At 75.4% G+C, this 21,240-nt stretch carries 20 protein-coding genes; 10 read left to right on the top strand and 10 right to left on the bottom strand.

Features of this window, described 5'->3' with window-relative positions:
* The first annotated feature begins 25 nt into the window (after nt 1-25).
* The gene (locus BLT72_RS20230; RefSeq protein WP_091415446.1) at nt 26-1,945 is read left to right on the top strand and encodes a glycogen debranching N-terminal domain-containing protein; all 1,920 of its coding nucleotides are present in this window, start codon (nt 26-28) and stop codon (nt 1,943-1,945) included.
* A gap of 68 nt (nt 1,946-2,013) precedes the next feature.
* Nucleotides 2,014-3,081: a serine hydrolase domain-containing protein gene (locus BLT72_RS20235; RefSeq protein WP_091415449.1), complete on the top strand. Its 1,068-nt coding sequence runs from the start codon at nt 2,014-2,016 to the stop codon at nt 3,079-3,081.
* Between the two features lie 110 nt (nt 3,082-3,191).
* Here the strand turns inward: BLT72_RS20235 and BLT72_RS20240 are convergent, their stop codons facing one another.
* On the bottom strand, nt 3,192-3,983 hold the full coding sequence (locus tag BLT72_RS20240; protein ID WP_091415452.1) for an Fpg/Nei family DNA glycosylase: 792 nt from the start codon (nt 3,981-3,983) through the stop codon (nt 3,192-3,194).
* Between the two features lie 30 nt (nt 3,984-4,013).
* Entirely contained in the window at nt 4,014-4,916 is a 903-nt protein-coding gene (locus BLT72_RS20245) for a DNA-3-methyladenine glycosylase family protein (RefSeq protein WP_091415456.1), read from the bottom strand.
* A 66-nt stretch (nt 4,917-4,982) separates the two neighbouring features.
* Between BLT72_RS20245 and BLT72_RS20250 the strand changes: the two genes are divergently transcribed.
* From BLT72_RS20250 to BLT72_RS20260, 3 genes are all read left to right on the top strand, one after another.
* Nucleotides 4,983-5,642 carry a SanA/YdcF family protein gene (locus tag BLT72_RS20250; RefSeq protein WP_091415460.1) on the top strand — a complete coding sequence of 220 codons (660 nt, stop codon included), beginning with the start codon at nt 4,983-4,985 and terminating at the stop codon, nt 5,640-5,642.
* A gap of 64 nt (nt 5,643-5,706) precedes the next feature.
* Nucleotides 5,707-6,318, top strand: coding sequence for a hypothetical protein (locus BLT72_RS20255; RefSeq protein WP_280949232.1), 612 nt, complete (start codon nt 5,707-5,709; stop codon nt 6,316-6,318).
* Nucleotides 6,319-6,449: 131 nt separating this feature from the next.
* Complete coding sequence (locus BLT72_RS20260; RefSeq protein WP_091415463.1) at nt 6,450-7,355, top strand: hypothetical protein; 906 nt, start codon at nt 6,450-6,452, stop codon at nt 7,353-7,355.
* A gap of 45 nt (nt 7,356-7,400) precedes the next feature.
* On the opposite strand, the gene pgi is transcribed toward BLT72_RS20260, so the two are convergent.
* Entirely contained in the window at nt 7,401-9,059 is a 1,659-nt protein-coding gene (pgi, locus tag BLT72_RS20265) for a glucose-6-phosphate isomerase (protein WP_091415466.1), read from the bottom strand.
* A 123-nt stretch (nt 9,060-9,182) separates the two neighbouring features.
* Here pgi and BLT72_RS20270 point away from each other — a divergent pair, with 123 nt between their 5' ends.
* From BLT72_RS20270 to BLT72_RS20280, 3 genes are read left to right on the top strand one after another with little or no spacing between them, the layout of a single operon-like run.
* The gene (locus BLT72_RS20270; RefSeq protein WP_091415469.1) at nt 9,183-10,703 is read left to right on the top strand and encodes a deoxyguanosinetriphosphate triphosphohydrolase family protein; all 1,521 of its coding nucleotides are present in this window, start codon (nt 9,183-9,185) and stop codon (nt 10,701-10,703) included.
* A gap of 50 nt (nt 10,704-10,753) precedes the next feature.
* On the top strand, nt 10,754-11,527 hold the full coding sequence (locus BLT72_RS20275) for a tryptophan-rich sensory protein (RefSeq protein ID WP_091415472.1): 774 nt from the start codon (nt 10,754-10,756) through the stop codon (nt 11,525-11,527).
* 4 nt (nt 11,528-11,531) lie between these two features.
* The gene (locus BLT72_RS20280; RefSeq protein ID WP_091415475.1) at nt 11,532-12,284 is read left to right on the top strand and encodes a M50 family metallopeptidase; all 753 of its coding nucleotides are present in this window, start codon (nt 11,532-11,534) and stop codon (nt 12,282-12,284) included.
* A 69-nt stretch (nt 12,285-12,353) separates the two neighbouring features.
* Here the strand turns inward: BLT72_RS20280 and BLT72_RS22595 are convergent, their stop codons facing one another.
* From BLT72_RS22595 to BLT72_RS20290, 3 genes are all read right to left on the bottom strand, one after another.
* Nucleotides 12,354-12,509 carry a hypothetical protein gene (locus BLT72_RS22595; RefSeq protein ID WP_172826130.1) on the bottom strand — a complete coding sequence of 52 codons (156 nt, stop codon included), beginning with the start codon at nt 12,507-12,509 and terminating at the stop codon, nt 12,354-12,356.
* Between the two features lie 195 nt (nt 12,510-12,704).
* Nucleotides 12,705-13,163 (bottom strand): hypothetical protein, encoded by a 459-nt coding sequence (locus BLT72_RS20285; RefSeq protein ID WP_091415479.1) that lies wholly within the window; start codon nt 13,161-13,163, stop codon nt 12,705-12,707.
* Between the two features lie 51 nt (nt 13,164-13,214).
* Complete coding sequence (locus BLT72_RS20290) at nt 13,215-14,225, bottom strand: SH3 domain-containing protein (protein ID WP_091415483.1); 1,011 nt, start codon at nt 14,223-14,225, stop codon at nt 13,215-13,217.
* Nucleotides 14,226-14,471: 246 nt separating this feature from the next.
* Between BLT72_RS20290 and BLT72_RS22420 the strand changes: the two genes are divergently transcribed.
* Nucleotides 14,472-14,636 carry a hypothetical protein gene (locus BLT72_RS22420; RefSeq protein ID WP_157720587.1) on the top strand — a complete coding sequence of 55 codons (165 nt, stop codon included), beginning with the start codon at nt 14,472-14,474 and terminating at the stop codon, nt 14,634-14,636.
* Nucleotides 14,637-14,701: 65 nt separating this feature from the next.
* Nucleotides 14,702-16,096 (top strand): mercuric reductase, encoded by a 1,395-nt coding sequence (locus BLT72_RS20295; RefSeq protein WP_091415487.1) that lies wholly within the window; start codon nt 14,702-14,704, stop codon nt 16,094-16,096.
* Nucleotides 16,097-16,105: 9 nt separating this feature from the next.
* Here BLT72_RS20295 and BLT72_RS20300 read toward each other — a convergent pair whose 3' ends face one another.
* Genes BLT72_RS20300 through BLT72_RS20315 form a run of 4 tightly spaced genes read right to left on the bottom strand, consistent with a single transcriptional unit; the run spans nt 16,106 to nt 21,167 of the window.
* Complete coding sequence (locus tag BLT72_RS20300; protein WP_091415490.1) at nt 16,106-16,987, bottom strand: aminoglycoside phosphotransferase family protein; 882 nt, start codon at nt 16,985-16,987, stop codon at nt 16,106-16,108.
* Complete coding sequence (locus BLT72_RS20305) at nt 16,984-17,568, bottom strand: DNA-3-methyladenine glycosylase (protein WP_091415494.1); 585 nt, start codon at nt 17,566-17,568, stop codon at nt 16,984-16,986. The genes BLT72_RS20300 and BLT72_RS20305 overlap by 4 nt, the downstream gene beginning before the upstream one ends.
* 43 nt (nt 17,569-17,611) lie before the next feature.
* Nucleotides 17,612-20,047, bottom strand: a complete 2,436-nt coding sequence (locus BLT72_RS20310; RefSeq protein ID WP_197677118.1) for a PEP/pyruvate-binding domain-containing protein — start codon at nt 20,045-20,047, stop codon at nt 17,612-17,614.
* Complete coding sequence (locus BLT72_RS20315) at nt 20,025-21,167, bottom strand: Gfo/Idh/MocA family protein (RefSeq protein ID WP_091415497.1); 1,143 nt, start codon at nt 21,165-21,167, stop codon at nt 20,025-20,027. Before BLT72_RS20315 ends, BLT72_RS20310 begins: the two co-directional genes overlap by 23 nt.
* Nucleotides 21,168-21,240 lie beyond the last annotated feature (73 nt).

Consider the following 21,240-nt stretch of genomic DNA (forward strand, 5'->3'; position numbering starts at 1 on the left):
GTCCCGACCGCGAGGAGCCGCGCCGATGCCCCAGCCCCTGCAGCCCTTCCTGCACGACCTCGTCACGGTCTTCTCCGCTCCCACCCAGGTGCTGTCCGGCCAGCACGGCGACATCGGCGCCGACGTCGGCCGGGCCAGCGCCGAGGGCGTCCTGCACGCCGACGTGCGGGTGCTGAGCCGGGTGGTCGTCGAGGTCGACGGACGGCCGGGAGAGCACATCGCCACCGAGACCGGCACCCGGACGGCGCGGTTCACCACCCTGCTGCGGGAGGTCGGCGCCGGGCTCAGCGCGGTCGCGGACGCCACGGTCCGGCTGGACCGGGAGCGGCGGGTGGAGCCCGGCTCGGTGGCCGAGCGGCTGCAGCTCAGCTCGGTGCTGCCCACGGCGGTCACCGTCGCGGTGACCGTCACCTTCGCCGCGGACCTCGCCCCGGTCGCGAGCATCAAGATGGGCCGCACCGGCACGCCCACGGCGTTCGCGGCGGTCGGTGACCGACGGCGCTGGGGGGACGACGACATCGCTGCGACGCTGACGGCGCCCGGCGCCACCTGGTCCACGGCGCCGGACGGCACGGGTGCGGTGGCGACCTGGTCGGTCGTCGTGCCGGCCCACGGCAGCGTCGACGTCGGCTGGGCCCTCGAGGTCACCGACCGCGGGGGTGTCGTCGTGGCGGCACCCGACCGGTGGGCGCCCGCCGACCTGCCGCCGGTGGCCGACTCACGGGTGGCGCCCTGGCTGCGGCGGTCCCTGGAGGACCTGGACAGCCTGCGGATGGCCCGGCCGCAGGCGCCCGGTGACGCCTTCTTCGCCGCCGGCGCCCCCTGGTACCTGACCCTGTTCGGCCGCGACAGCCTGTGGGCGGCGCGGCTGGTGCTGCCCGTCAGCCTCGAGCCGGCCCGGGGCACGCTGCGCGCCCTCGCCGCCCTGCAGGGCACCACGATCGACGACGAGCGGGCCGAGCAGCCCGGCAAGATCATGCACGAGCTGCGGCGCGGCGCCTTCGGGCTGGGCAGCATGTCGCTGCCGCCGCTCTACTACGGGACCATCGACGCGACCCCGCTGTGGGTCTGCCTGCTGCACGACGCCTGGCGGGCCGGGTTGCCCGACCCGGAGGTGCAGGCCCTGCTGCCCGCGCTCGAGGCCGCGCTCGGCTGGCTGCTGGAGTACTTCGACGCCGACGGCGACGGCTTCGGGGAGTACCTCGACGCCAGCGGCCACGGGCTGGCCAACCAGGGCTGGAAGGACTCCGCGGACTCGGTGCGCTTCCGGGACGGCCGGATCGCCGACGGCCCGGTCGCCCTGTGCGAGGTGCAGGGCTACGCCCACGAGGCGGCGGTGGCGGGCGCGGCGCTGCTCGACGCCTTCGACCGGCCGGGGGCCGAGCGGCTGCGGGCCTGGGCCGCGACCCTGGCGGAGCGGTTCCGGGCCGCGTTCTGGGTCGGCGAGGGCGACGGTCGCTATCCCGCCCTGGCCCTCGACGGGCACGGCGACCGGGTCGACGCGCTGACCAGCAACATCGGCCACCTGCTCGGCACGGGGATCCTCGACGCGGAGGAGGAGCTGCTGGTCGCACGTCGGGTGGCGGAGCCGGCCCTGGACTCCGGGCTGGGGCTGCGCACGATGTCCACCGATGACGCCGGCTACGACCCGCTGAGCTACCACTGCGGGTCGGTGTGGCCGCACGACACGGCGATCGTCGTCGCCGGGCTGGTCCGGGCCGGGCTGGCCGAGCACGCGTCCGGGCTGGTCGAGGGCCTGCTGCAGGCCTCGGTCGCCTTCGATGCTCGGCTGCCCGAGCTCTGGAGCGGCGAGGGACGACCGGTCCCCTACCCCGCGTCCTGCCGGCCGCAGGCCTGGTCCGCGGCCACGGCCGTCGTCGTGGCCGGGTTGCTCGGCGGTGCCGACCCGGCCGGCGGGGAGCGGGGCGCCGTCCGGGAGGCCTGAACCACCGGCTCGGCGATTGATCGTCCGATCGGCTCCTACGTTATTACGTTTTGACGTAGGCTCGGACCATGGCCCCCTCCGCACGTCGCCGTCCCGTCCGTCGCGTCGGCAGTGTCGCCGTCGTGGCCGTCCTGCTGGCCGGCCTGGTCTGGTGGTGGCCCGGACCGCCGCGCGCGACCGGCGACCGGACGGGTGACGCGGGCCTGCTGGCGCGGGTCGGGGAGCTCGACGGCTTCCGGCGGCTCGCCGTCGCCGTCGTCGACCTGGAGGGGTCGCCCCGCGTCCGCCACGCCGGCGTGGGCGCGGACGAGCGGACGCCCTTCGAGGCCGGATCGGTGACCAAGGCGCTGACCGGGCTGGTCGTCGCCGACGCGGTGGGACGGGGCGAGCTGGACCTCGACACCCCGGCCGGCGACCTGCTCGACCTGGGCGACGGTCCCGCCGCGCGGGTGACGGTGCGGCAGCTGGTCACCCACCACGCCGGGCTGCCGCCGCTGGACCGGGCGACCCGGCTCCGCGCGCTACCGCTGGTGCCGCTGGGTCTCGACCCCTACCGCGGCGTCAGCACCGCTGAGCTGGTGGAACGGGCGGCCTCCACGCAGACCGGCCCCCCGGAGTACGCCTACTCCAACCTCGGCGCCGCCCTCGCGGGTCAGGCGGCCGCCGCGGCCGCCGGCACCGACTACCCCACGCTGGTCCAGGACCGGCTGCTCGCCCCGCTCGGGTTGTGGGACACCCACCTGCAGACGGACCAGGCCCTGGTGCCCGCCGGCCGCAGTGCGCGGGGCCGGCGGATGCAGCCGTGGGTCTTCGACGGGTACGCGCCGGCGGGCGCCACGGTGAGCACGACGGCGGACCTGACGACGCTGGCCACCACCCTGCTCGAGGAGCGCGCACCGGGGATGGCGGCGCTGGAACCGCTGGCCGACGCCGGTCGCGAGGGCCGGCAGATCGGGGTGTTCTGGCAGCTGAGCACCCAGGACGGCCGGACCATCACCTGGCACAACGGCCGCACCGGGGGGTACGGCGCCTTCGTCGGGCTGGACCGCGAACGGGGCCGGGCCGTCGTCGTGATGGCGGACGTGGCCACCGACCGCGTCGACGAGCTGGGCCTGCGGCTGGCCCGCGCCGACTGACCGGGCGTTCTGACCCGGGCCGACTGGTCCGGCGAGCTGCGGGTCGGGACCGAGCCGGGCGGGACCGAGGTGGGCGGACGGGCTCCAGCCAGGGCACCGCCCCGGCTCCGTCAGCCCGGCGCGGGCTGGCAGCGCGGGCACCAGTAGCTGCGCCGCTCCTGGCCTCGCGGGCCGAACTCCTCGGTGAGGATCGGGGTCCGGCACCGTCGGCAGGGCTGGCCGGGCCGCTCGAAGACGTACCGGCTGCGACCGGGACGCAGGTCTCCCGTCGTCGACTGCTCCGTGCGCCAGCGGTTCGCCTGCAGCAGCAGCTGTCCCCGCTGCAGGACGCGTCGGAGGTTGCGGACCTCCCGCACCGGTGTCCGGGGGTGCAGCCCCTGGAGGAACAGCAGCTCCGCGCGGTAGAGGGTGCCGATCCCTGCCAGGTTGCGCTGGTCCAGCAGCGCCTCGCCGATGCTCCGGTCCGGCTGGGCCTGAACCCGGCGGAGGGCCTCGTCGACGTCCCAGTCGGGTCCCAGCAGGTCCGGGCCGAGGTGGCCGACGACGCCGTCCTCCTCCGCCGTCGGCACCAGCTCGACGACCGGCAACCGGTAGCCCACCGCGTCGTGCTCGGCGGTGGCCAGCACCGCGCGGATCTGGAACTCCTGCCCTCCCGACCACGGCCGTCCGGACGGGAAGATCCGCCAGGTGCCCTCCATCCGGAAGTGGGTGTGCAGCGTCCAGCCGTTGCCGAACCGGAACAGCTGGTGCTTGCCGCGGGAGACCACGGCCAGCACCTCGACCCCGGTCAGGTCCGTGGTCGCGAGCTGCGGGACCCGGAGCTCGCAGCGCGTCAGCACCCGGCCGGCCAGCGCCTCGTCGAGGCGGCGGCAGGACCGCCAGACCGTGTCTCCCTCGGGCATCCCGCCATTCTGCCCGCGCGAGCAGGGTGGTCAGGCGGCCATCCGGACACCGACAGCCCGGGCGGCGACCTGCACCCAGGTGCGGAACGGCCGCCAGCCCTCGGCGAGCCGGCCGAGCTCCTCGGCGCCGACGCCGTCCCCGAGGCCGTAGAGCTGGCCGACGGCCGCCCGGCCGTGGGACTCCCCGGGCGCCAGGACGTCGGCGTGGCCCAGGGCGCGGACGACGACCAACGAGGCGTAGAACGGGCCGATGCCGGGCAACCGCTGGAGCTCGGCCGTCGCCTCCTCCGGCGGCAGGCCCCGCAGTCGGGCCGTGTCCAGCCGTCCCTCGGCGGCCGCCTCGGCGATCGCGTGCAGCCGGGGCACCCGGTCGGCGGGCAGCCCCGGGAGCGACTCGAGCTCGCGGAGCCGGGCCGGCACGGGGACCGCCACCGTCGGACGACCCGCGAGCACGACGGTGGTGCCGAGCTGCTCGCCGAGCCGCTGGCGCAGCGGGATCGCCTGGCTGCGGGAGCGCCGGGCGCTGAGCACCGCCCAGACCAGGGCCTCGTAGGCGGAGTGGAAGAGCGCGGGGCGGAAGCCGGGCGCCGCGGCGTGCAGCCGGGTCAGCACCGGGTCCCGGGCGCACAGCGCGGCGTAGGCGGCGCCGTCGTGGTCGGCCGAGACCACCCGGGCGACCTGGGTGGCGACGGCGGCGAGCCGGGCGTCGTCGAGCGGCTGCGGGGCGGGTGCGTGCACCGTGAGCGCCAGCGTCGCCCCCTCCTGGCGCACCTCGACGCCCACCGGCAGGGCGAGGTCGGGCTCGGCGCAGAAGGCCAGCCGCAGGACGCCGTCGTAGGTGCGCTCGTCGCGGTGGCCGAAGCCCATCAGGGCCACCTCACGGAGGTCGTAGGGTCCGGTCACGTCCAGCGACGTCGTCCGCGTGGTGGTCATGGCTCATCGTGGCGCCCGCCACCGACAGTTCCACCGTCGTCCACAGGGCCGTCCTAGGCTGCCCGGGTGATCCGGCTCCCCGTCCTCGTCCGCACGACCGGCGGCCTCCTCCCCCTCGGCGCGGCCGCCGCCGTCCTCGCGTCGGTGGGCTTCGTGCGCTGGCAGGCGGCGGGTCACCTGCACCCCGAGGCGGCGGCGCCCACGGCCCCGGTCGCCCTGGTGCTCGGCGCGCAGGTCTACCCGAGCGGCGTGCCGTCGTCCTTCCTGGCCGCCCGCCTCGACCTCGCGCGGCGGCTGCTCGAAGCCGGCCGGGTCCAGGTGCTGCTGCTGTCGGGCGACGGCGCGGCGCCCGAGTACGACGAGCCGGCGGCTATGCGTCGCCACCTGCTGGCCGCCGGCGTGCCCGACGACCGGATGGTGCTCGACCCCTTCGGCCTCGACACCTACGACTCCTGCGTCCGCGCGGCCCGGGTCTACGGGGTCGAGGAGCTGCTGGTGGTCACCCAGAGCTACCACCTGCCGCGGGCGGTCGCGACGGCCCGGGCGCTCGGGCTGGCCGCCGAGGGCGTGGGTGACGTCGCGGTCCGGCGGCTCCGACCGGCCTACGTGCGGGGCCTGCTCCGCGACCAGGTGGCGTGCGTCAAGACCGTCGTCGACCTGGCCACCCGTCGGCAGCCGGTGCTGGGACCCGCCGATCCGGCCGTCCGGGAGGCGCTGCGCCACTGACCCGCTCCCTCTGGACACTCGCTTGCGTAGCGGTGTAATCATGTAATCAACAGAGGAGGTCACCATGTGGCACGGATTCGACGGACCCCGAGGTCCGCAGGACGAGAGCGGCGACGAGCGGGGCGGGCGTCGCGGACCCCGCGGTCGCCGCGGGCCCGGCCGGCCGGGCGGCTGGCAGAACGTGGACCTGCCGCCGGCGGACGACGCCGGGAGCTGGTTCGAGGGGCGGCTGCCCAGCGGGTGGTTCAGCAGTGTCGCGGTGCACGTCGACCGCGAGGAGATCACGGTGATCGGCACCCTCGCCGAGGACCCGGCGGCCGACCAGGCCGCGGCCGAGGGCCGGATCAGCCGGTTCCGCGCCGAGACCCGCGACACCCGCATCGAGATCGCCCAGGAGGCCGAGGCCCGCTACGGCCGCAAGGTCGCGTGGGGCGCCCGGCTGGGCGAGGTGGAGACGCTGTTCACCCACCTCGCCGTGCCGGTGATGACCCGGCTCCGGCAGCCGGAGCGGCAGGTGCTCGACACCCTCGTGGACGCCGGCGTCGCCCGCTCCCGCTCCGAGGCGCTGGCCTGGGCGGTCACCCTGGTGGGGCAGCACGCCGACAGCTGGCTGGGCGAGCTGCGGGACGCCATGCAGGAGGTCGACAAGCTGCGGGCCCAGGGTCCGCAGCTCTGACATCCGACGAGTGCTGACCTGGGGCAGCCGCTGCGCACCAGGCGCTGCCCCGGTTCAGCACTCGTCGAGCCGCGTCCACAGATGGATCCCAGGCAGGCTCCAGCAGGCCTGTCCTCCCTGATGATCGGGGGGTGGTCGAGGTGGCGCGGAGCAAGGTCCGGCGGACGGGCTGGACGTCGGTGACGCCCGGCGCGCACGTCGCCACTCGCAGCCCGGAGCTGCCCGACCTGCTCCAGGCGTGGTGCCTGGTGCTGCCGGAGACGGCCGCCTTCACGCACCTGACCGCTGCCGAGCTGCAGGGCTGGTGGCTACCGGCCCGGGTACCCGCGCCCGTCTTCGTGAACGTTCCGCGCGGTGACCGGCACCCGCAGCGACGCGGCCTCGCCATCAGCCGGACGACGGCGACCGCCGCTGTCACCGTGACCGGCCTTCCCGTGACCGCGGCAGTCGAGACGCTGCTCGCCTGCGCACGTGATCTCGACCTGCTCGACCTGGTGCCGCTCGCCGACTCCGCGCTCCGCCTCGGGCACTGCTCGATGGAGGAGCTCGAAGAACGAGCGAAAGACCGACGACCGGGCGCCAGGATGCTCCGGCGGGCCATCCCGCTCCTGGATGCTCGCAGCGAGTCACCCTGGGAGTCGGTGATGCGGGTGCTGCACACCGCCGCGGGCATACCCGTGGAGCCGCAGCACGTGGTGCGCGACGCCCGGGGCGGCTTCGTCGCCCGAGCCGACCTCTGGCTGGTCGGGACCCGACGCCTGCACGAGTACGACGGGGAGGTGCACCGCGACCGGGACACCCACCGTGCCGACCTGGACCGCGACCGACGCCTCGTCGAGACCGGATGGCAGCGGTGCGGCTACACCTCCAACGAGGTGCTGCGCCGGGGTGGTTCCATCATCGCCTCGGCCGACGCGGTGCTCGGCCGAGGCTGGGACCCGGTGCGGCTGGACAGCTGGCGCGCTCTGGTGCGGGCTTCCCTGTACGGGCCGGGTGGTCGAACGCGGGTTCGCACCCGTTGGCGCACTGATGGCTGAACCGGGGGCAGCCCTCGACCCGGAGTTGTTGCCCCCGTTCAGCACTCAGCGGGTGCGGTGCTCCCGGTAGTACCGGATCAGCGCCTGGGTGGAGGCGTCCTGGGCCGCGAGCGCGTCCTCGTCGCCGCCGACGGCGGGGGTGACCTGCTGGGCCAGCTGCTTGCCCAGCTCGACGCCCCACTGGTCGAAGCTGTCGATGCCCCAGACGACGCCCTGCACGAAGGTGATGTGCTCGTAGAGCGCGATCAGCTGCCCGACCACCGAGGGGGTCAGGGCCGGCGCCATGATCGAGGTGGTGGGCCGGTTGCCGGTGAACACCCGGGCCGGCACGACCGCCTCGGCCGTCCCCTCGGCGCGGACCTCATCGGCCGTCTTGCCGAAGGCCAGCGCCGCCGTCTGGGCGAAGAAGTTGGCCAGGAACAGCTCGTGCACGTCCGCGTCCCCGTCGGTCAGCGGGTGGGCGGGGTTCGCGACCGCGATGAAGTCGGCCGGGATCACCCGGGTGCCCTGGTGGATCAGCTGGTAGAACGCGTGCTGGCCGTTGGTGCCGGGCTCGCCCCAGAACACCTCGCCGGTGTCGCTGGTGACCGGCGACCCGTCGTAGCGGACGCCCTTGCCGTTGGACTCCATCGTCAGCTGCTGCAGGTAGGCCGGGAAACGGTGCAGGTACTGCGCGTACGGCAGCACCACGTGGGTCTGGGCGCCGAAGAAGTTGACGTACCAGACGTTGAGCAACCCCATCAGCAGCGGCACGTTCTGCGCCGGCTCGGCCGTCGTGAAGTGCTGGTCGATGGCGTGGAACCCCGCCAGGAAGTCGGCGAAGGCCGCCGGCCCGATGGCCACGACGACGGCGGTGCCGATGGCGGAGTCGACGGAGTAGCGCCCGCCGACCCAGTCCCAGAACCCGAACGCGTTGTCGGGGTCGATGCCGAAGTCGGCGACCTTGTCGAGCGCCGTGGAGACGGCGACGAAGTGCTTGGCCACGGCGCCCTGCTGGTCGGCGGCCGCGTCCCCGAGCCCGTCCAGCAGCCAGGCCCGGGCCAGCCGGGCGTTGGTCAGCGTCTCGAGCGTGGTGAAGGTCTTGGAGGCGACGATGAACAGCGTCGTCTCCGGGTCGAGGTCCTTGGTCGCCTCGGCCACGTCGGTCGGGTCGATGTTGGAGACGAACCGGCACTCCAGGCCGTCCTGCACGTAGGGCTTGAGCGCCTCGTAGACCATCACCGGGCCGAGGTCGGAGCCGCCGATGCCGATGTTGACCACCGTCTCGATGCGCTTCCCGGTCACCCCGGTCCAGGCGCCGCTGCGCACCGCCTCGGCGAAGGCGTAGACCTTCTCCAGGACCGCGTGCACCTGCGGGACGACGTCGGTGCCGTCCACGACGAGGCTGTCGCCCTCCGGTCGGCGCAGGGCGGTGTGCAGCACGGACCGGTTCTCGGTGACGTTGATCTTCTCGCCCGCGAACATCGCCGCCCGGCGCTCGGCCACCCCGACCTGCTCGGCGAGCTCCAGCAGCCGGGCCAGCACCTCCTCGTCGAGCAGGTTCTTCGACAGGTCGACGTGCAGGTCGCCCGCGGAGAGGCTGTAGCGGGCGGCGCGCTCGGGGTCGGCGTCGAACCAGCCGCGGAGGTCCGGCGCGAACCCCTGCTTGAGCTCGGCGAGCGCGGACCAGGCCGCGGTGGTGGTGGCGTCGACAGGACTGGTCATGCGTGCGGCTCCCGGGCTGGGCGTGGTGGCGTCTCTTCCTCCAGCACCCTAGCGACGCCCCCCCGACCCGGCACCGCCCGGCCGACCCCCGGTCGGGCGCCGCGCGGGCACTAGGTTGCCGGTATGGATCCCCGGCTGGAGCGGGCGCGACCCGAGCACGAGAGCCCGCACGCCCCCGGGGAGTCGGAGTTCCGCTCCGACCTGGAGCGGATCCGCTTCGCGCACGCCTTCTCCCGGCTGGCCGAGGTCACCCAGGTGGTCGCGGCCAACGCCACCAGCGGCGTCGTGCACAACCGGCTCACCCACAGCATCAAGGTCACCGCCGTCGCCCGGGCCATCGCCGTCCGGCTGCTGCGGACGACCGACCGGGACCTGCTGCGCCGTCTGGGCGGCCTGGACCACGTCGTCGTGCAGGCCGCGGCGAACGCGCACGACCTGGGCCACCCGCCGTTCGGCCACCTCGGCGAGCGGGCCCTGGACCGGCTGGCCCGGGAGCGGTTCGGGCTGGTCGACGGCTTCGAGGGCAACGCGCAGACGTTCCGGATCCTCACCGAGCTGGAGGTGCACGGACCTGGCGACGAGGGGCTCAACCTGACCGCGGCCACCCGGGCCGCGGTGCTCAAGTACCCCTGGGCACGCTTCCACCACCCCGACCCCCACCCGACGACCTGGGACGAGCCACCGCGCGGCGCCGGCCACGGGGGTGGGCGGACCGGCGCGGCCAAGTTCAGCTGCTACCTCATCGACCTGCCCGAGATGCAGCAGGCGCTGACGGCCTTCCCCCACCTGCCGGCCGGGCGCCAGACGCTGGAGTGCTCGGTGATGGACCTGGCCGACGACATCGCCTACTCGCTGCACGACGTCGAGGACTTCCACCGCTCCGGCGTCCTGCAGTTCTCCCCCGTCTCGGGGGAGTTCCGGGCCTGGCGGGAGGACCGGGTGGCCCTGGCCGCGATGGACCTCGGGGCCCTGGCGGCCGCCGGCCGGCAGCCCGGCGCCGGCCTGGAGCGGCTCCGGCGGCGGCTGCAGACGCGGGAGGCGTGGGTCTTCGACGAGGGGACCTTCGTCGCGGCGCTGGACGCCGTGGGCGAGGAGTTCGTCGACGGCGTGCTGGCCACCCCCTACGACGGGTCGATGGCCGGCGACCGCGCCATCTCGGGGTTCGTCTCCCGCTGGATCGAGCACCTGATCACCTCGGTGACGGTCGACCCCGACCCGCCGGTGCGCTCCGGCTACGTGCGGATGAGCCCGCGGGCCTGGCACGAGGTCTCGGTGCTGAAGTTCGTCAACACCTACTTCATCCTCGACCGGCCCGACCTCGCGATGTTCCAGCGCGGCCAGGAGCGCACCATCACCCACCTGGTCAAGGGTTTCGACGACTGGCTCTCGGACCGGGGTGACGCCGGTCGGGCCCCGCGCCGGCTGCTCGACCTGGTCAACGCCGCGACGTACGGCTACGAGCGGATCGCCGGCACCCACCCCGAGTGGCTCGACGGCCGGACCGGCGACGCGGAGCTGGCCCGGATGGGCCGCGGCCGCGGCATCGTCGACTTCGTCAGCAGCCTGACCGACGCCCAGGCCGCGGCGTTCGCCGCCACCCTCACCGGGACCAGCAGCCTGCTCTGGACCAACGGCGCGCTCTGAGGCCGCGTCGCCGTCCCGCCCTGACCAGGGGCGTCGGGGACACTGGGGCCATGCAGTCCGACCGTGTCCGCAGCACCGCCGTCGCCGTCACCGCGGTGGCCCAGGCCGTCGTCGGCCTGGGGTCCCAGCTCGTCGTCGACGCCGACTCCAGCACCGGCGCGATCTCCGACGCCAACCACTCGCCGGTCACCCCGGCCGGCTACGCCTTCGCGATCTGGGGCCTGGTCTACCTGGCCTGCCTGGCCCTCGCCGTCTACCAGGCGCTGCCCGCCCAGCGGCAGCGCGCCGTCCACCGCCGCACCGGCTGGTGGCTGGTCGTCGCCTTCACCGCGGCCACCGTCTGGGTGCCGGTCTTCGCCACCCGGTCGCTCTGGCTGGCCCAGGTCGTCATCCTCGTGCTGCTCGGCGCGCTGGTGGCGGCCGTCCGCCGCTCCGTGCACAGCGGGCCCGCCGCGGACCGGCTGGAGCAGTTCGCGTTCCGGCTGCCCGTCACGCTCTACCTCGGCTGGGTCACGCTGGCCACCGTGGCCGGGTTCGGCGCGGCCCTCCGCTCGTCCGGCCTGCGGGAGAGCGGGACCGGGCTGACCCTGGTGTCGCTGCTGCTGGTGCTGGCGGCGACGGCGTTCTCGGTGGTGGTGGTGGGGCGCTTCGCCGCCCTCGCCGCGTTCGTCTTCACCGCGGGCTGGGCCCTGGTCGCGATCGTGGTGGCCAGCCCCTCGCTCGCGGTGAAGGTCGCCGCGGTGCTGGCGCTGCTGGTGATCACCGCCGTGCTGGTCATCCGCACGGGCCGCAGCCCGCGCAAGGCCACCCTGCTGCTGGGCTGACCCGGTGGACCTGCTCGCCGAGGTCTGGCGGCGCGCCACGGCCGCCCAGCCACCGCCGACACCGGAGCTGGTGCTGGGGGCGGCGCTGCTGGCCCTCCTGCTGGTCGCGCACCCCGGTCTCTGGCGCGTCAGCCGGGTGCTGGTCACCATCACCCACGAGGGTGGTCACGCGGTCGCCGCCGTGCTCGCCGGCCGCCGCCTGCAGGGCATCCGGGTGCACTCCGACACCTCGGGGCTGACGGTCTCGCGCGGGCGGCCCAGCGGGCCCGGCATGGTGGCGATGCTGCTCGCCGGCTACCTCGGACCCGCCGTCGTCGGCCTCGGGGCCGTCGGTCTCCTGCTGGCCGGGCACGCGCTGGGGCTGCTCTGGCTGGTCACGCTGCTGCTCGCGGCGATGCTGCTGCAGATCCGCAACCTCTACGGCTTCGTCGTCGTGCTGGTCGTCGCGGCCGGGGTGCTGGCGCTGAGCTGGTTCGGCTCGGCGGCCCTGCAGACGGCGCTGGCGACGCTGCTGACCTGGCTGCTGCTGGTGGCGGCGCCCAAGCCGGTCCTCGAGCTGGCCCGCCAGCACCGGGCCGGCCGGGCGCCGCACAGCGACGCCGGTCAGCTGGCCCGGTTGACCGGGCTCCCCGCCGGGGTGTGGATCGCGCTGTTCGGGCTGCTGAGCCTGCTCGGCCTCGCCGTCGGCGCCGCCCTCCTGGTGCCCGCGCTGGTGGACCTCACCCGCTCGCTGGCTTCGGTGTTCACCGCGTCCTGAGCGGGGCGGGCAGCAGAAAGGCTCCCGTCCGGTGGACGGGAGCCTGGCGTGTGCGGAGCGCGGCTGCGGTCAGGTGCGCGGACCGAACCCGTTGTTGCGCTGCGCGACCATGATCAGCTCGTCGCGCATCGCGGGCGTGGCGGCGTTGCTGATGGCGCGGGCCAGCTCGCGGTTGGTGCGGTTGATCTCACGGTGGCTCCGGATGGCCTTGCCGAGGCGAGACATGTGGTGGTTCCCTTCGGTGGTGGTGCGGTGACGCTTGGAAATCGAACCCTTCGATATCGAAGTTATCATGTCAACGCCACCGGCCGCCGGCCTATTCCGGTCGGCCCGAGGAACGGCGGGTGCACGCGCGACGACCGCCGGCGCAGGCAGCGCGGGCGGTCGGGAGCAGTGCGGAGGAGGAGGGGGCGGAGGGCCTCAGGCGGCCTGGCCGAAACGGCGGTCCGTCACCCGGACACCGACCCGTTCGAGCTCGGCCTCGACCCGCAGGCGCTCGATCTCGCGCTCCATGCCGAGGCACTCGGTCCCCAGGTCGTGGTGGACCTCGAGCATGTCGCAGGTCTGGGCCAGCAGCCGGTCGTAGGCCAGCCGGTTGCCCATCTGGTGGGCCGCGGACCGGCCGGCGTCGTCGCCCACCACCACCCGGAGGCGGCGCAGGTCGGCGATCACCTGCTCGAGCGGGAGCCCCTGCTGCTCGCGCAGAGCCTTCACGGCCCGGCGGTGCTCCCGGCGGACGGCCCGACGCTCACGCCAGGCGGCCACGCTCTCGTCCCAGCGACCGGCCAGCAGGTCGTAGCAGAGCACGCAGAGGATGGGGACGAGGACCATGACGGTCACGGCGACAGCGCCGAGCACCATCTGGTACGAGTCCACCATGCACAAACCTTAGGTCGCGCTCAGAGCGTCCACAAGTTCGTGTGCTACCCGCTAGCCGGCAGCGTTCCCGTAGACGGTGACGTGCACGTGGTCGTAGTGGTTCGCGGTCGCGGAGCCGCGGTCAGACATCCCGCGCCAGCCCTCGCTGCCGCGCTGCACGGTCCAGATCTTCTGGGCGAAGATGACCTCGCTCACCCCGAGCTGCTTGGCGTTGGCCCGGACCCAGTTCGCGATCTGCTGGCCGAGCCCGTTGCTGGAGACCATCGCGTCGAGGGCGCGGCCCGAGGGGTGCTCCGGCAGCGAGTCCGCGCGGACCCCGCCGTAGGCGGTCACCCCGGGGAACTGGGCGCAGATCGCGCGGTGCACCCGGATGGCGTCCGGGGTGAGACCCGACTCCACCGACGAGCCGGCCGAGCAGGCCGCACCCGAGAGGCCACCGCCCGAGCCCGACGAGCTCGAGCCCGAGGAGGAGGGCTTCTGGGCCGCGGGCGGCTGGGGCTTGGACTCCACCAGGTACTGCCGGCGCACCCAGCCGCCGTCGCCGCGGTACGCGACGTACTGCCAGGCGCCCCGGACGGTGCTCGTCACCGGCACCTTGGAGCCGGACTTCAGCACGGTGATCAGGTCGGAATCGGCGTCGGCGCCCTCGCGGACGTTGAGGTCCACCCGGGTGTACTCGGTGTCGACCACCTCCAGCGACGGCAGGTCGACCTCGGGCAGCGCACCGGCCTTCGCCGTGGCCTTCTTCGCCTCGGCCTTCTTCGCCTCGGCCTTCGCCGCCTTGGCCGCCTTGGCCTTCGCCGCCTTGGCCGCCTTCGCCTTGGCCGCGGCCTTCTGCTGGGCGGCGGCCGCCGGGGTCAGCGCGGGGCGGCCGGAGCCGCCGCGGCTGGTCCCCTGCTCCCGGGTCACGGCGTCGGCCGGGGCCGACGCGGTGGTGCTGGGGACCGCGCTGGCACCGGTGGAGGAGCCGCTCTGCGCCGTGGTGGTCGCGCCGGTCGAGACGGCCACCAGGCCGGTCGTCGCCAGGCCGGCGAGCAGGCCGGGGACCGCGAGCCGGGCCACCTGCTGACGCCAGGGCGCCCGTCGCGCCCGACGTGGGCGATGTCGCTCCACGAACCCTCCGCTCCCCCCGAGCCTGTGGCCCTGCTGACTGACGCTCCCGCGCCGATACCGAATCGTTATCTACCGGCCGGGAGTCTAGGCAGACCGGGCCCTTCCTGGCCAATCGGGCCGGGCTGGCGGGAATCCTTCCGACTGGGGCAGACCTGCCACTCGTCGGCCCGGCCCCGTCCCAGCAGGCTGCTGGTCATGACCGGTCTCGCCCTGCTCGTCCTGCTCCTCGCCGCCGTCGTCGCCGGTCTCGAGGTCCGTCACCGACGCAGCGGCGAGGCCGTGCTCCGGCGGGTCCGGGCCGCCGCCGGACCCGGCGACCGCCCGTGGTGGCCGCCCGGGCCGGTGGTGCGCCGCTCCTGACCGCGACCGTCGCCCGGGGGGCCCGTGGCTAGGGTGAGCGCACACCACGGACGAAGGGACGTCGGATGACGACCACCACGGCGGAGCACGACGGCTCCGGCACCACCAGCACCGCCTACGCGGCGATCGTGATCGGGGCCGGCCAGGCCGGTCCCGGTGTCGCCGCCGCCCTGGCCGCGGACGGACCGGTGGCGCTGGTGGAGATGGACCGCGTCGGCGGCACCTGCCTCAACCACGGCTGCAAGCCGACGAAGGCGCTGCGGGCGAGCGCCGTCGTCGCCCACCAGGCCCGGCGCGCCGCCGAGTACGGCGTGCACACCGGCGAGGTGACCGTCGACTTCGGCTTCGCCATCGACCGGGTGCACAAGATCATCGAGGAGGAGGTCTCGGGCCTGGCCGGGTACATCGAGGGCGTCGACGGCCTGGAGCTGGTGCACGGTCGCGCCACCCTGGCGACCGACCCCACGGGCGCCGAGCACGTGGTCACGGTCGACGGCCGCCGGCTGACCAGCAGCCAGGTGTACCTCAACGTCGGCGCCCGGGCCTCGGTGCCGCCGATGCCGGGCCTCGACACCGTCGACGTGCTCACCGAGGTGGAGCTGCTGGACCTGACCGAGCTGCCCGCGCACCTGGTGATCATCGGGGGCGGCTACCTCGGCTGCGAGTTCGGCCAGATGTTCCGCCGCTTCGGCTCCGAGGTCACCATCGTCGCCGCCAGCGGGCTCGGCGGCCGCGAGGACCCCGACGTGGGCGCGATCTTGTCCCAGACCTTCGCCGACGAGGGCATCCGGGTGCTCGAGGCGCGCACCGAGAGCGTGGCCCCGGCCGACGGCGGGGTCGCCGTGACCCTCGACGACGGCACGACCGTGACCGGCAGCCACCTGCTGATGGCCGTCGGCCGCCGCTCCAACTCCGACCTGCTGGGGGACCACGGGATCGAGACCGACGACCACGGGTTCTTCGTGACCGACGGGCGCTTCCAGACCTCCGTGCCCGGCGTCCGGGCCCTCGGCGACGTCAACGGCCGCGGCGCCTGGACCCACACGTCCTACCAGGACAGCCAGATCATGCTGGAGCCCTCCCGCACGGTCGACGGCCGGATCACCACCTACGCGATGTTCACCGACCCGCCGCTCGGCCGGGTGGGGATGAACGACGCGCAGGCCCGCGAGTCCGGGCGCCGGGTGCTGAAGGCTGAGGTGCCGATGAGCGGGGTCAGCCGGGCGCGGCTGGAGGGCGAGACCACCGGCGTCATGCGCATCCTCGTCGACGCCGACAGCGAGGAGGTGCTCGGCGCCACCATCCTCGGGCTGCAGGCCGACGACGTCATCCAGGTCGTCGGCACCGCGATGCAGGCCGGCGTGCGCTACCCGGCCCTCCGCGACGCCCTGCCGATCCACCCGACCGTGGCCGAGTACATCCCCTCGATCCTGACCTCGCTGCAGCCCCTCGACGGCTGAGCGGCACCCTCAGCCGAGCGCGTCCACCAGCCGGGCGCACCGGACGGGGTCCTCGGTGAGGCCGTTCTCGAGCCCCCAGAGCCAGTAGTCCACGGCACGGACGACGGTCCAGCCGGCCACCCGGGCGGGGTCGAGGGCGGCGGCGGCGGCGATCCGGTGCAGCAGGCGGCGCAGCTGCTCGGCGGTCAGCGCCTCGTCGGCGCGCGTCCAGAGCAGCTCGGCCACACCCACCGCCGGGTCGCCCACGGCGGGCTTCGGGTCGACCGCCCGCCAGCCGCCGGCCCCGTCGGCCAGCACGTTGCCCCAGTGCAGGTCGCCGTGCACCAGCAGCCCGGCGTCGGTGGGCAGCGTCGCCGCCAGGTCCCGGGCCCGGCCGAGGGCCTCGCCCGGCACCGGACCACCCAGGGCCTGGTTCCGCCCCGCGGCGTGCCGGGTGAAGGCCGCCGCCGCCGCGGCCAGCGTCGGCAGCCCCCGCGGGGCGGGCACCGCGAGCTCGGCCAGCAGCCGCCCGGCCACCGTCGCGGCCTCGTCCAGCGGCAGGTCCCGCAGGGACCGGTGCGGGTCGAGCCGTTCGAGCAGCACCGCGTCACCGGCCGGGGCGACGGCGACGAGCCGCACCGCGCCGCGGCCGTCCCAGGCCCGCAGGGCCGCCACCTCGGCCGCGAGGTCGTGCTCGGGCCAGCAGACCCGGAGGGCGAAGCGCTCGTCGCCGCGGCGGACCAGCACCACCAGGTTGACCGCCCCGGCCAGCGGCGGCACGTCCTCGGGCACCAGGTCCCAGGCGGCGCAGAGCGTCTCCACCCGGTCCGGCAGCGCGTCCAGCCAGGCCCGGCCGGCGGCCCCGCTGATGCCGGTCCGCCAGGCGACCAGCGCAGCGGGGACGGTGATCACGTCGGTGCCGCCGGGGCGCGCGGGCTGCGCTTGTAGGCGGAGACGTAGCGGTCGTCGGTCAGCCAGAACCGCCAGGGCCGGTCGGCCTCGGCCGAGACGCCCACCCGGGGACCCCGGCTCACCCGGGCGGCCGGCTGCGGGTCGGGGGTGAGGGTGACGGGGCCGTCGCCGAGCACCGAGGTGCCCTGGTGGTCGGCGGTGATGCCCAGGGCCTGGGTGAGCCGGCCGGGTCCGCGGGCCAGGTCGCGGTCGGACGCCCGGCCGCGGCGGCTCCGGGCGACGTCCAGCCCCTCGACCACCTCGCCGGCCCGGAGCAGCAGCCCGGACGCCGCCCCGTCAGGCCCGCAGACGATGTTCACGGCCCAGTGCATGCCGTAGGAGAAGTAGACGTAGAGCCGGCCGGGCGGGCCGAACATCACCGCGGTCCGGGCGGTGCGGCCGCGGAACGCGTGCGAAGCCGGGTCAGACGCCCCGCCGTAGGCCTCCACCTCGGTGAGGCGGACGACGACCTCGCCGTGCCGGAGCAGGCCGCCCAGCAGGGTCGGGGCGACCCGGTCGACCGGCCCGTCGAGGAGATCCATGGTCGGCAGTCTGACCGAGCCCGCGGCGTGCTGGGCCCGGGGGCTACGACGACCCCGGACTCACCGCACGATCCGGGCCGAGCCGCTCGACCGTGCCCGCGGCGCCGTCGACGCGGACCCGGTCTCCCGTGCGCAGCAGCGTCGTCGCGTTGCCGCAGCCGACGACGGCCGGGATCCCCAGCTCGCGGGCGACGATCGCCGCGTGCGACAGCGGGGCGCCGACGTCGGTGACCACGGCGGCGGCGCGCGGGAAGTAGGGCGTCCAGCCGACGTTGGTGACCGGGGTGACCAGCACCTCGCCGGGCCGCAGGGCGTCGGCGCGGTCGGGGTCGGTCAGCACCCGCACCGGACCCTCGACCACGCCGGCCGAGCCGGGGAACCCGCGGACGGCGACGTCGGCCGGCCCTCCGACCGGCTCGGGACGGGGGGACGGCAGGAACAGGTCGGCGCGGCGGTCGGGGTCGGCCGCCCAGCGGAACGGGTCGAACCGGCCCCGGATCAGCCCGGGGTAGGGCGGCAGCGCGCTGTAGGCGGCGTGCACCGCGCGCCGGCCCGCGGCCAGCCGGGCCGCCGGCGGCTCCCCGGCGAGGGCGCGGAGCAGCTCCGGCAGCTCGAGGAAGAAGACGTCGTCGCCGAGGCCGGTCAGCTCGCCCGCCCGCAGCGTGAACGCCCGCAGCACGCCGAAGTAGCGGATCACCTCGCTGCGCGCCCGCTCGCGGTCCCGGGCGATCCGGCCCCAGCGGGTCAGCGCCCGGCCGAGCAGCCGCGCCCGCACCGGGTGCGCGGCCCGGAGCCGCTGCCACGCCGCGTCCCGCGCCTCCCGCTGGGCCCGCAGCCGGTCCCGGTGGGTCGGGTCGCCGGCCCGCGCCGCCAGCTGGCCCGCCAGCCAGTCCGGGTCCTCCGCCGGGCGCGGCCAGCGGAGCTCGAACTCGTGCGGGCCGCGGTGGCCGTACCGGCGGGCGAAGGTGGCGGCGTCGATCTCCCCGCGGGCGAGGGCGTCCAGGCCGTCGAGCAGGCCGAGGCTGGCCAGCGGGCCGGCCCGCCCGCCCGTCGCCGCGGTGAGCAGGTTGGCGTCGGCGTCGCCGACCAGCCGCTGCAGGCGGTACCGCGTGGTGACGAACGAGGCGCCGCTGGAGCGGGTGGCGGCGGAGAGCATCCAGCTGACCCGGTGGAACTCCGGCTCGAGCACCGCGGTCCACAGCCGGCCGAGGGCGCCAGGCTCGAGCACCGCGGCGATCTCCGCGTGGCGCCGCTCGCACCGCGCGTGGTGGTCGGCGAGGTAGCCGTCGAGACGCCGGGCGTCCCGCCGGGCCTCGCCGAGGACGTGCAGCGCCATCGGCACCACCGCCGCGAGGACGGCCAGCCGGCGGACCGGCACGGGCGGGATCTCCAGCTCGGGCGGCAGCCGGCCGAAGACCTCCGCCGTCAGCCGCCGGTAGCGCTGCTCCCCCACCCCGACCACCCGGGACAGCGTCGCCATCACGCTGACGTTGAGGTAGACGCGGCCGCCGATCCGGCCCCAGCCGACGTGCGGCGGGATCGAGGCGGTGGCCATCGCGTCGCGCAGGAACACCTGGACCATCGACCAGGTGGCCGGCGTCATCACGTCCGGGATGGCCTCGCCGACGTTGGTGCTGGTCCAGAGGAAGTCGCCGCCGAGGCTGTCGTTCCAGGGGTCGGCGGGCGCGGCCGCGGTGACCGGCCGGGCCTGGACCAGGCTCAGCTCGCCGTCCGCGCGGCACCACTCCACGTCGACGTCGCCGTCGAGCACCTCCTCGACGCGCCGCACCAGGGCGGCGAGCCGACGGGCCTCCGCGGCGGTCAGCAGGACCGGCACGGGCGGGGTGACGGCCCCGGTGGCCCGGTCCACCCGGATCTCCTCGGCCGCGGCGGTGCCGGCCACCAGCGCCTCCCCGAGCCCGGGCACCGCCTCGAGGACGACGGCGCTCCGGTCGCCGTGGACCGGGTCGAGGCTGAAGGCCACCCCGGCCGCGTCGGCGTCGACCTGCCGCTGGACGACGACGGCCATCGCCCCCCCGTCCTCGGCCAGGCCGCGGTGCGCGCGGTAGGCGACCGCCCGCACGCCCCGCAACGACCGCCAGCAGGTGAGCACGGCGGCGAGCAGGGCGTCCTGGTCGCGCACGCCGAGCACGGTGTCCTGCTGGCCGGCGGCCGAGGCGCCGGCCCGGTCCTCGGTGGTCGCCGACGAGCGGACGGCGACGACGTCGACCGCGAGGTCCCGGTGGGCCTGCCGGAGCGCCGCGGCGACCGGCTCCGGGACCGCGTCGGGCTCGCCGTCCGAGCGCCAGCGCGCGAAGGCGGCCGTGGTGAGGCAGAAGCCCGCGGGCACGGGCAGCCCCGCCGCGGTCAGCCGGGCGAGCCCGAGACCCTTGCCGCCGACCTCCGCGGCCGTCGCCGTCGCGTCCAGCCAGCGCACCAGGACGGGGCCGGGGTCCTCAGCCGACGTCGACCCACGCACGGCTGGCCGCCGAGCGCAGCATGGCGTCGCAGATCGTGGCCGCCCGGACGCCGTCGGCGAAGGTGGGCAGGCCCTCGGGCCGCTCGCCGACGCCCGCCTGCGCGTCGATCGCGGCGTAGGAGTCGGCCACGTAGGCCTCGAAGCACTGGGCGTAGCCCTGCGCGTGACCGGCGGGCAGGGTGGCCAGCCGGCGCTGCTCGGAGGAGCCGTGGTTGGGGTCCCGGACCAGCGTGCGGTAGCCCTCGTCGTCGCCGAGCAGCAGCTGCTCGGGCAGCTCCTGGTCGAACACCGCGCTCTGCTGCATGCCGTCCACCTCGACCCACAGCCGGTTCTTGCGGCCGGCGGACAGCTGGCTGATCACCGCGGAGCCGGCCACGTCGGCCGCCGTCCGGAACAGGATGAGCGCGCTGTCCTCGGTGGTGACGTCCACCAGGGGCCCGTCGCTCTCGAACCCCGTGAAGCTGGCGGCGGTGGCTGCCGGACGCTGCTTGACGCTGATGGAGGTGGTCGCCACGAGGGAGGCGATCCGGTCGCCGGTGACCCACTCGACCAGGTCGCACCAGTGCGAGCCGATGTCGCCGAACGCGCGCGACGGACCGCCGGCGACCGGGTCGACCCGCCAGCTCGTCGAGCGGGGGCTCAGCAGCCAGTCCTGCAGGTAGGTGCCGTGCACGAGGTTGACGGCGCCGAAACCGGGCGACTGCACCCGGGCCCGCAGCTCCCGCGCCATCGGGTGGAAGCGGTAGGCGAACGGCATGGTGGTGACGACGCCGGTCCGCTCGGCGACCTCCGCGGCGTGCTGCGCGTCCTCCAGGCTGACGCCCAGCGGCTTCTCGCAGAGGACGTGCTTGCCGGCCTCCATCAGCTGCACCGCGAAGGGCACGTGCGAGGAGTTCGGGGTGCAGATGTGCACCGCGTCGACGTCGCTGGCCGCCACCTCGTCGATGTCGGCGAAGGCGCGCTCGACGCCCCAGGCCGCCGCGACCTCGCGGGACCGCTCGGGGGTGGAGGCCAGCACGCCCACCACCTCGGCCCCGGCCAGCACGGCCGCCCGCCGGTGCACCTCACCGATGAGACCCGCCCCGAGGACGGCCACCCGCTTCCGCGTCGAAGAAGTCATGCGCTCACCCTAGGGGTCCACGGCTCGCCGGAGGCGGACCCGGGTGGCCCTCCGGCGGGCTCGGGGGACGGTG

It is taken from the genome of Friedmanniella luteola (genome assembly GCF_900105065.1).
Classification (GTDB): Bacteria; Actinomycetota; Actinomycetes; order Propionibacteriales; family Propionibacteriaceae; genus Microlunatus; species Microlunatus luteolus.

What these genes read in the sequence shown, in the direction of transcription:
- BLT72_RS22420 (WP_157720587.1), top strand. Translation starts at nt 14,472, where the DNA reads ATGACCGGTCTCGCCCTGCTCGTCCTGCTCCTCGCCGCCGTCGTCGCC.
- BLT72_RS20285 (WP_091415479.1), bottom strand. Translation starts at nt 13,163, where the DNA reads ATGGTGGACTCGTACCAGATGGTGCTCGGCGCTGTCGCCGTGACCGTC.
- BLT72_RS20240 (WP_091415452.1), bottom strand. Translation starts at nt 3,983, where the DNA reads ATGCCCGAGGGAGACACGGTCTGGCGGTCCTGCCGCCGCCTCGACGAG.
- BLT72_RS20245 (WP_091415456.1), bottom strand. Translation starts at nt 4,916, where the DNA reads ATGACCACCACGCGGACGACGTCGCTGGACGTGACCGGACCCTACGAC.
- BLT72_RS20235 (WP_091415449.1), top strand. Translation starts at nt 2,014, where the DNA reads ATGGCCCCCTCCGCACGTCGCCGTCCCGTCCGTCGCGTCGGCAGTGTC.
- BLT72_RS20270 (WP_091415469.1), top strand. Translation starts at nt 9,183, where the DNA reads ATGGATCCCCGGCTGGAGCGGGCGCGACCCGAGCACGAGAGCCCGCAC.
- BLT72_RS22595 (WP_172826130.1), bottom strand. Translation starts at nt 12,509, where the DNA reads ATGTCTCGCCTCGGCAAGGCCATCCGGAGCCACCGTGAGATCAACCGC.
- pgi (WP_091415466.1), bottom strand. Translation starts at nt 9,059, where the DNA reads ATGACCAGTCCTGTCGACGCCACCACCACCGCGGCCTGGTCCGCGCTC.
- BLT72_RS20255 (WP_280949232.1), top strand. Translation starts at nt 5,707, where the DNA reads ATGTGGCACGGATTCGACGGACCCCGAGGTCCGCAGGACGAGAGCGGC.
- BLT72_RS20230 (WP_091415446.1), top strand. Translation starts at nt 26, where the DNA reads ATGCCCCAGCCCCTGCAGCCCTTCCTGCACGACCTCGTCACGGTCTTC.
- BLT72_RS20305 (WP_091415494.1), bottom strand. Translation starts at nt 17,568, where the DNA reads ATGGATCTCCTCGACGGGCCGGTCGACCGGGTCGCCCCGACCCTGCTG.
- BLT72_RS20295 (WP_091415487.1), top strand. Translation starts at nt 14,702, where the DNA reads ATGACGACCACCACGGCGGAGCACGACGGCTCCGGCACCACCAGCACC.
- BLT72_RS20315 (WP_091415497.1), bottom strand. Translation starts at nt 21,167, where the DNA reads ATGACTTCTTCGACGCGGAAGCGGGTGGCCGTCCTCGGGGCGGGTCTC.
- BLT72_RS20275 (WP_091415472.1), top strand. Translation starts at nt 10,754, where the DNA reads ATGCAGTCCGACCGTGTCCGCAGCACCGCCGTCGCCGTCACCGCGGTG.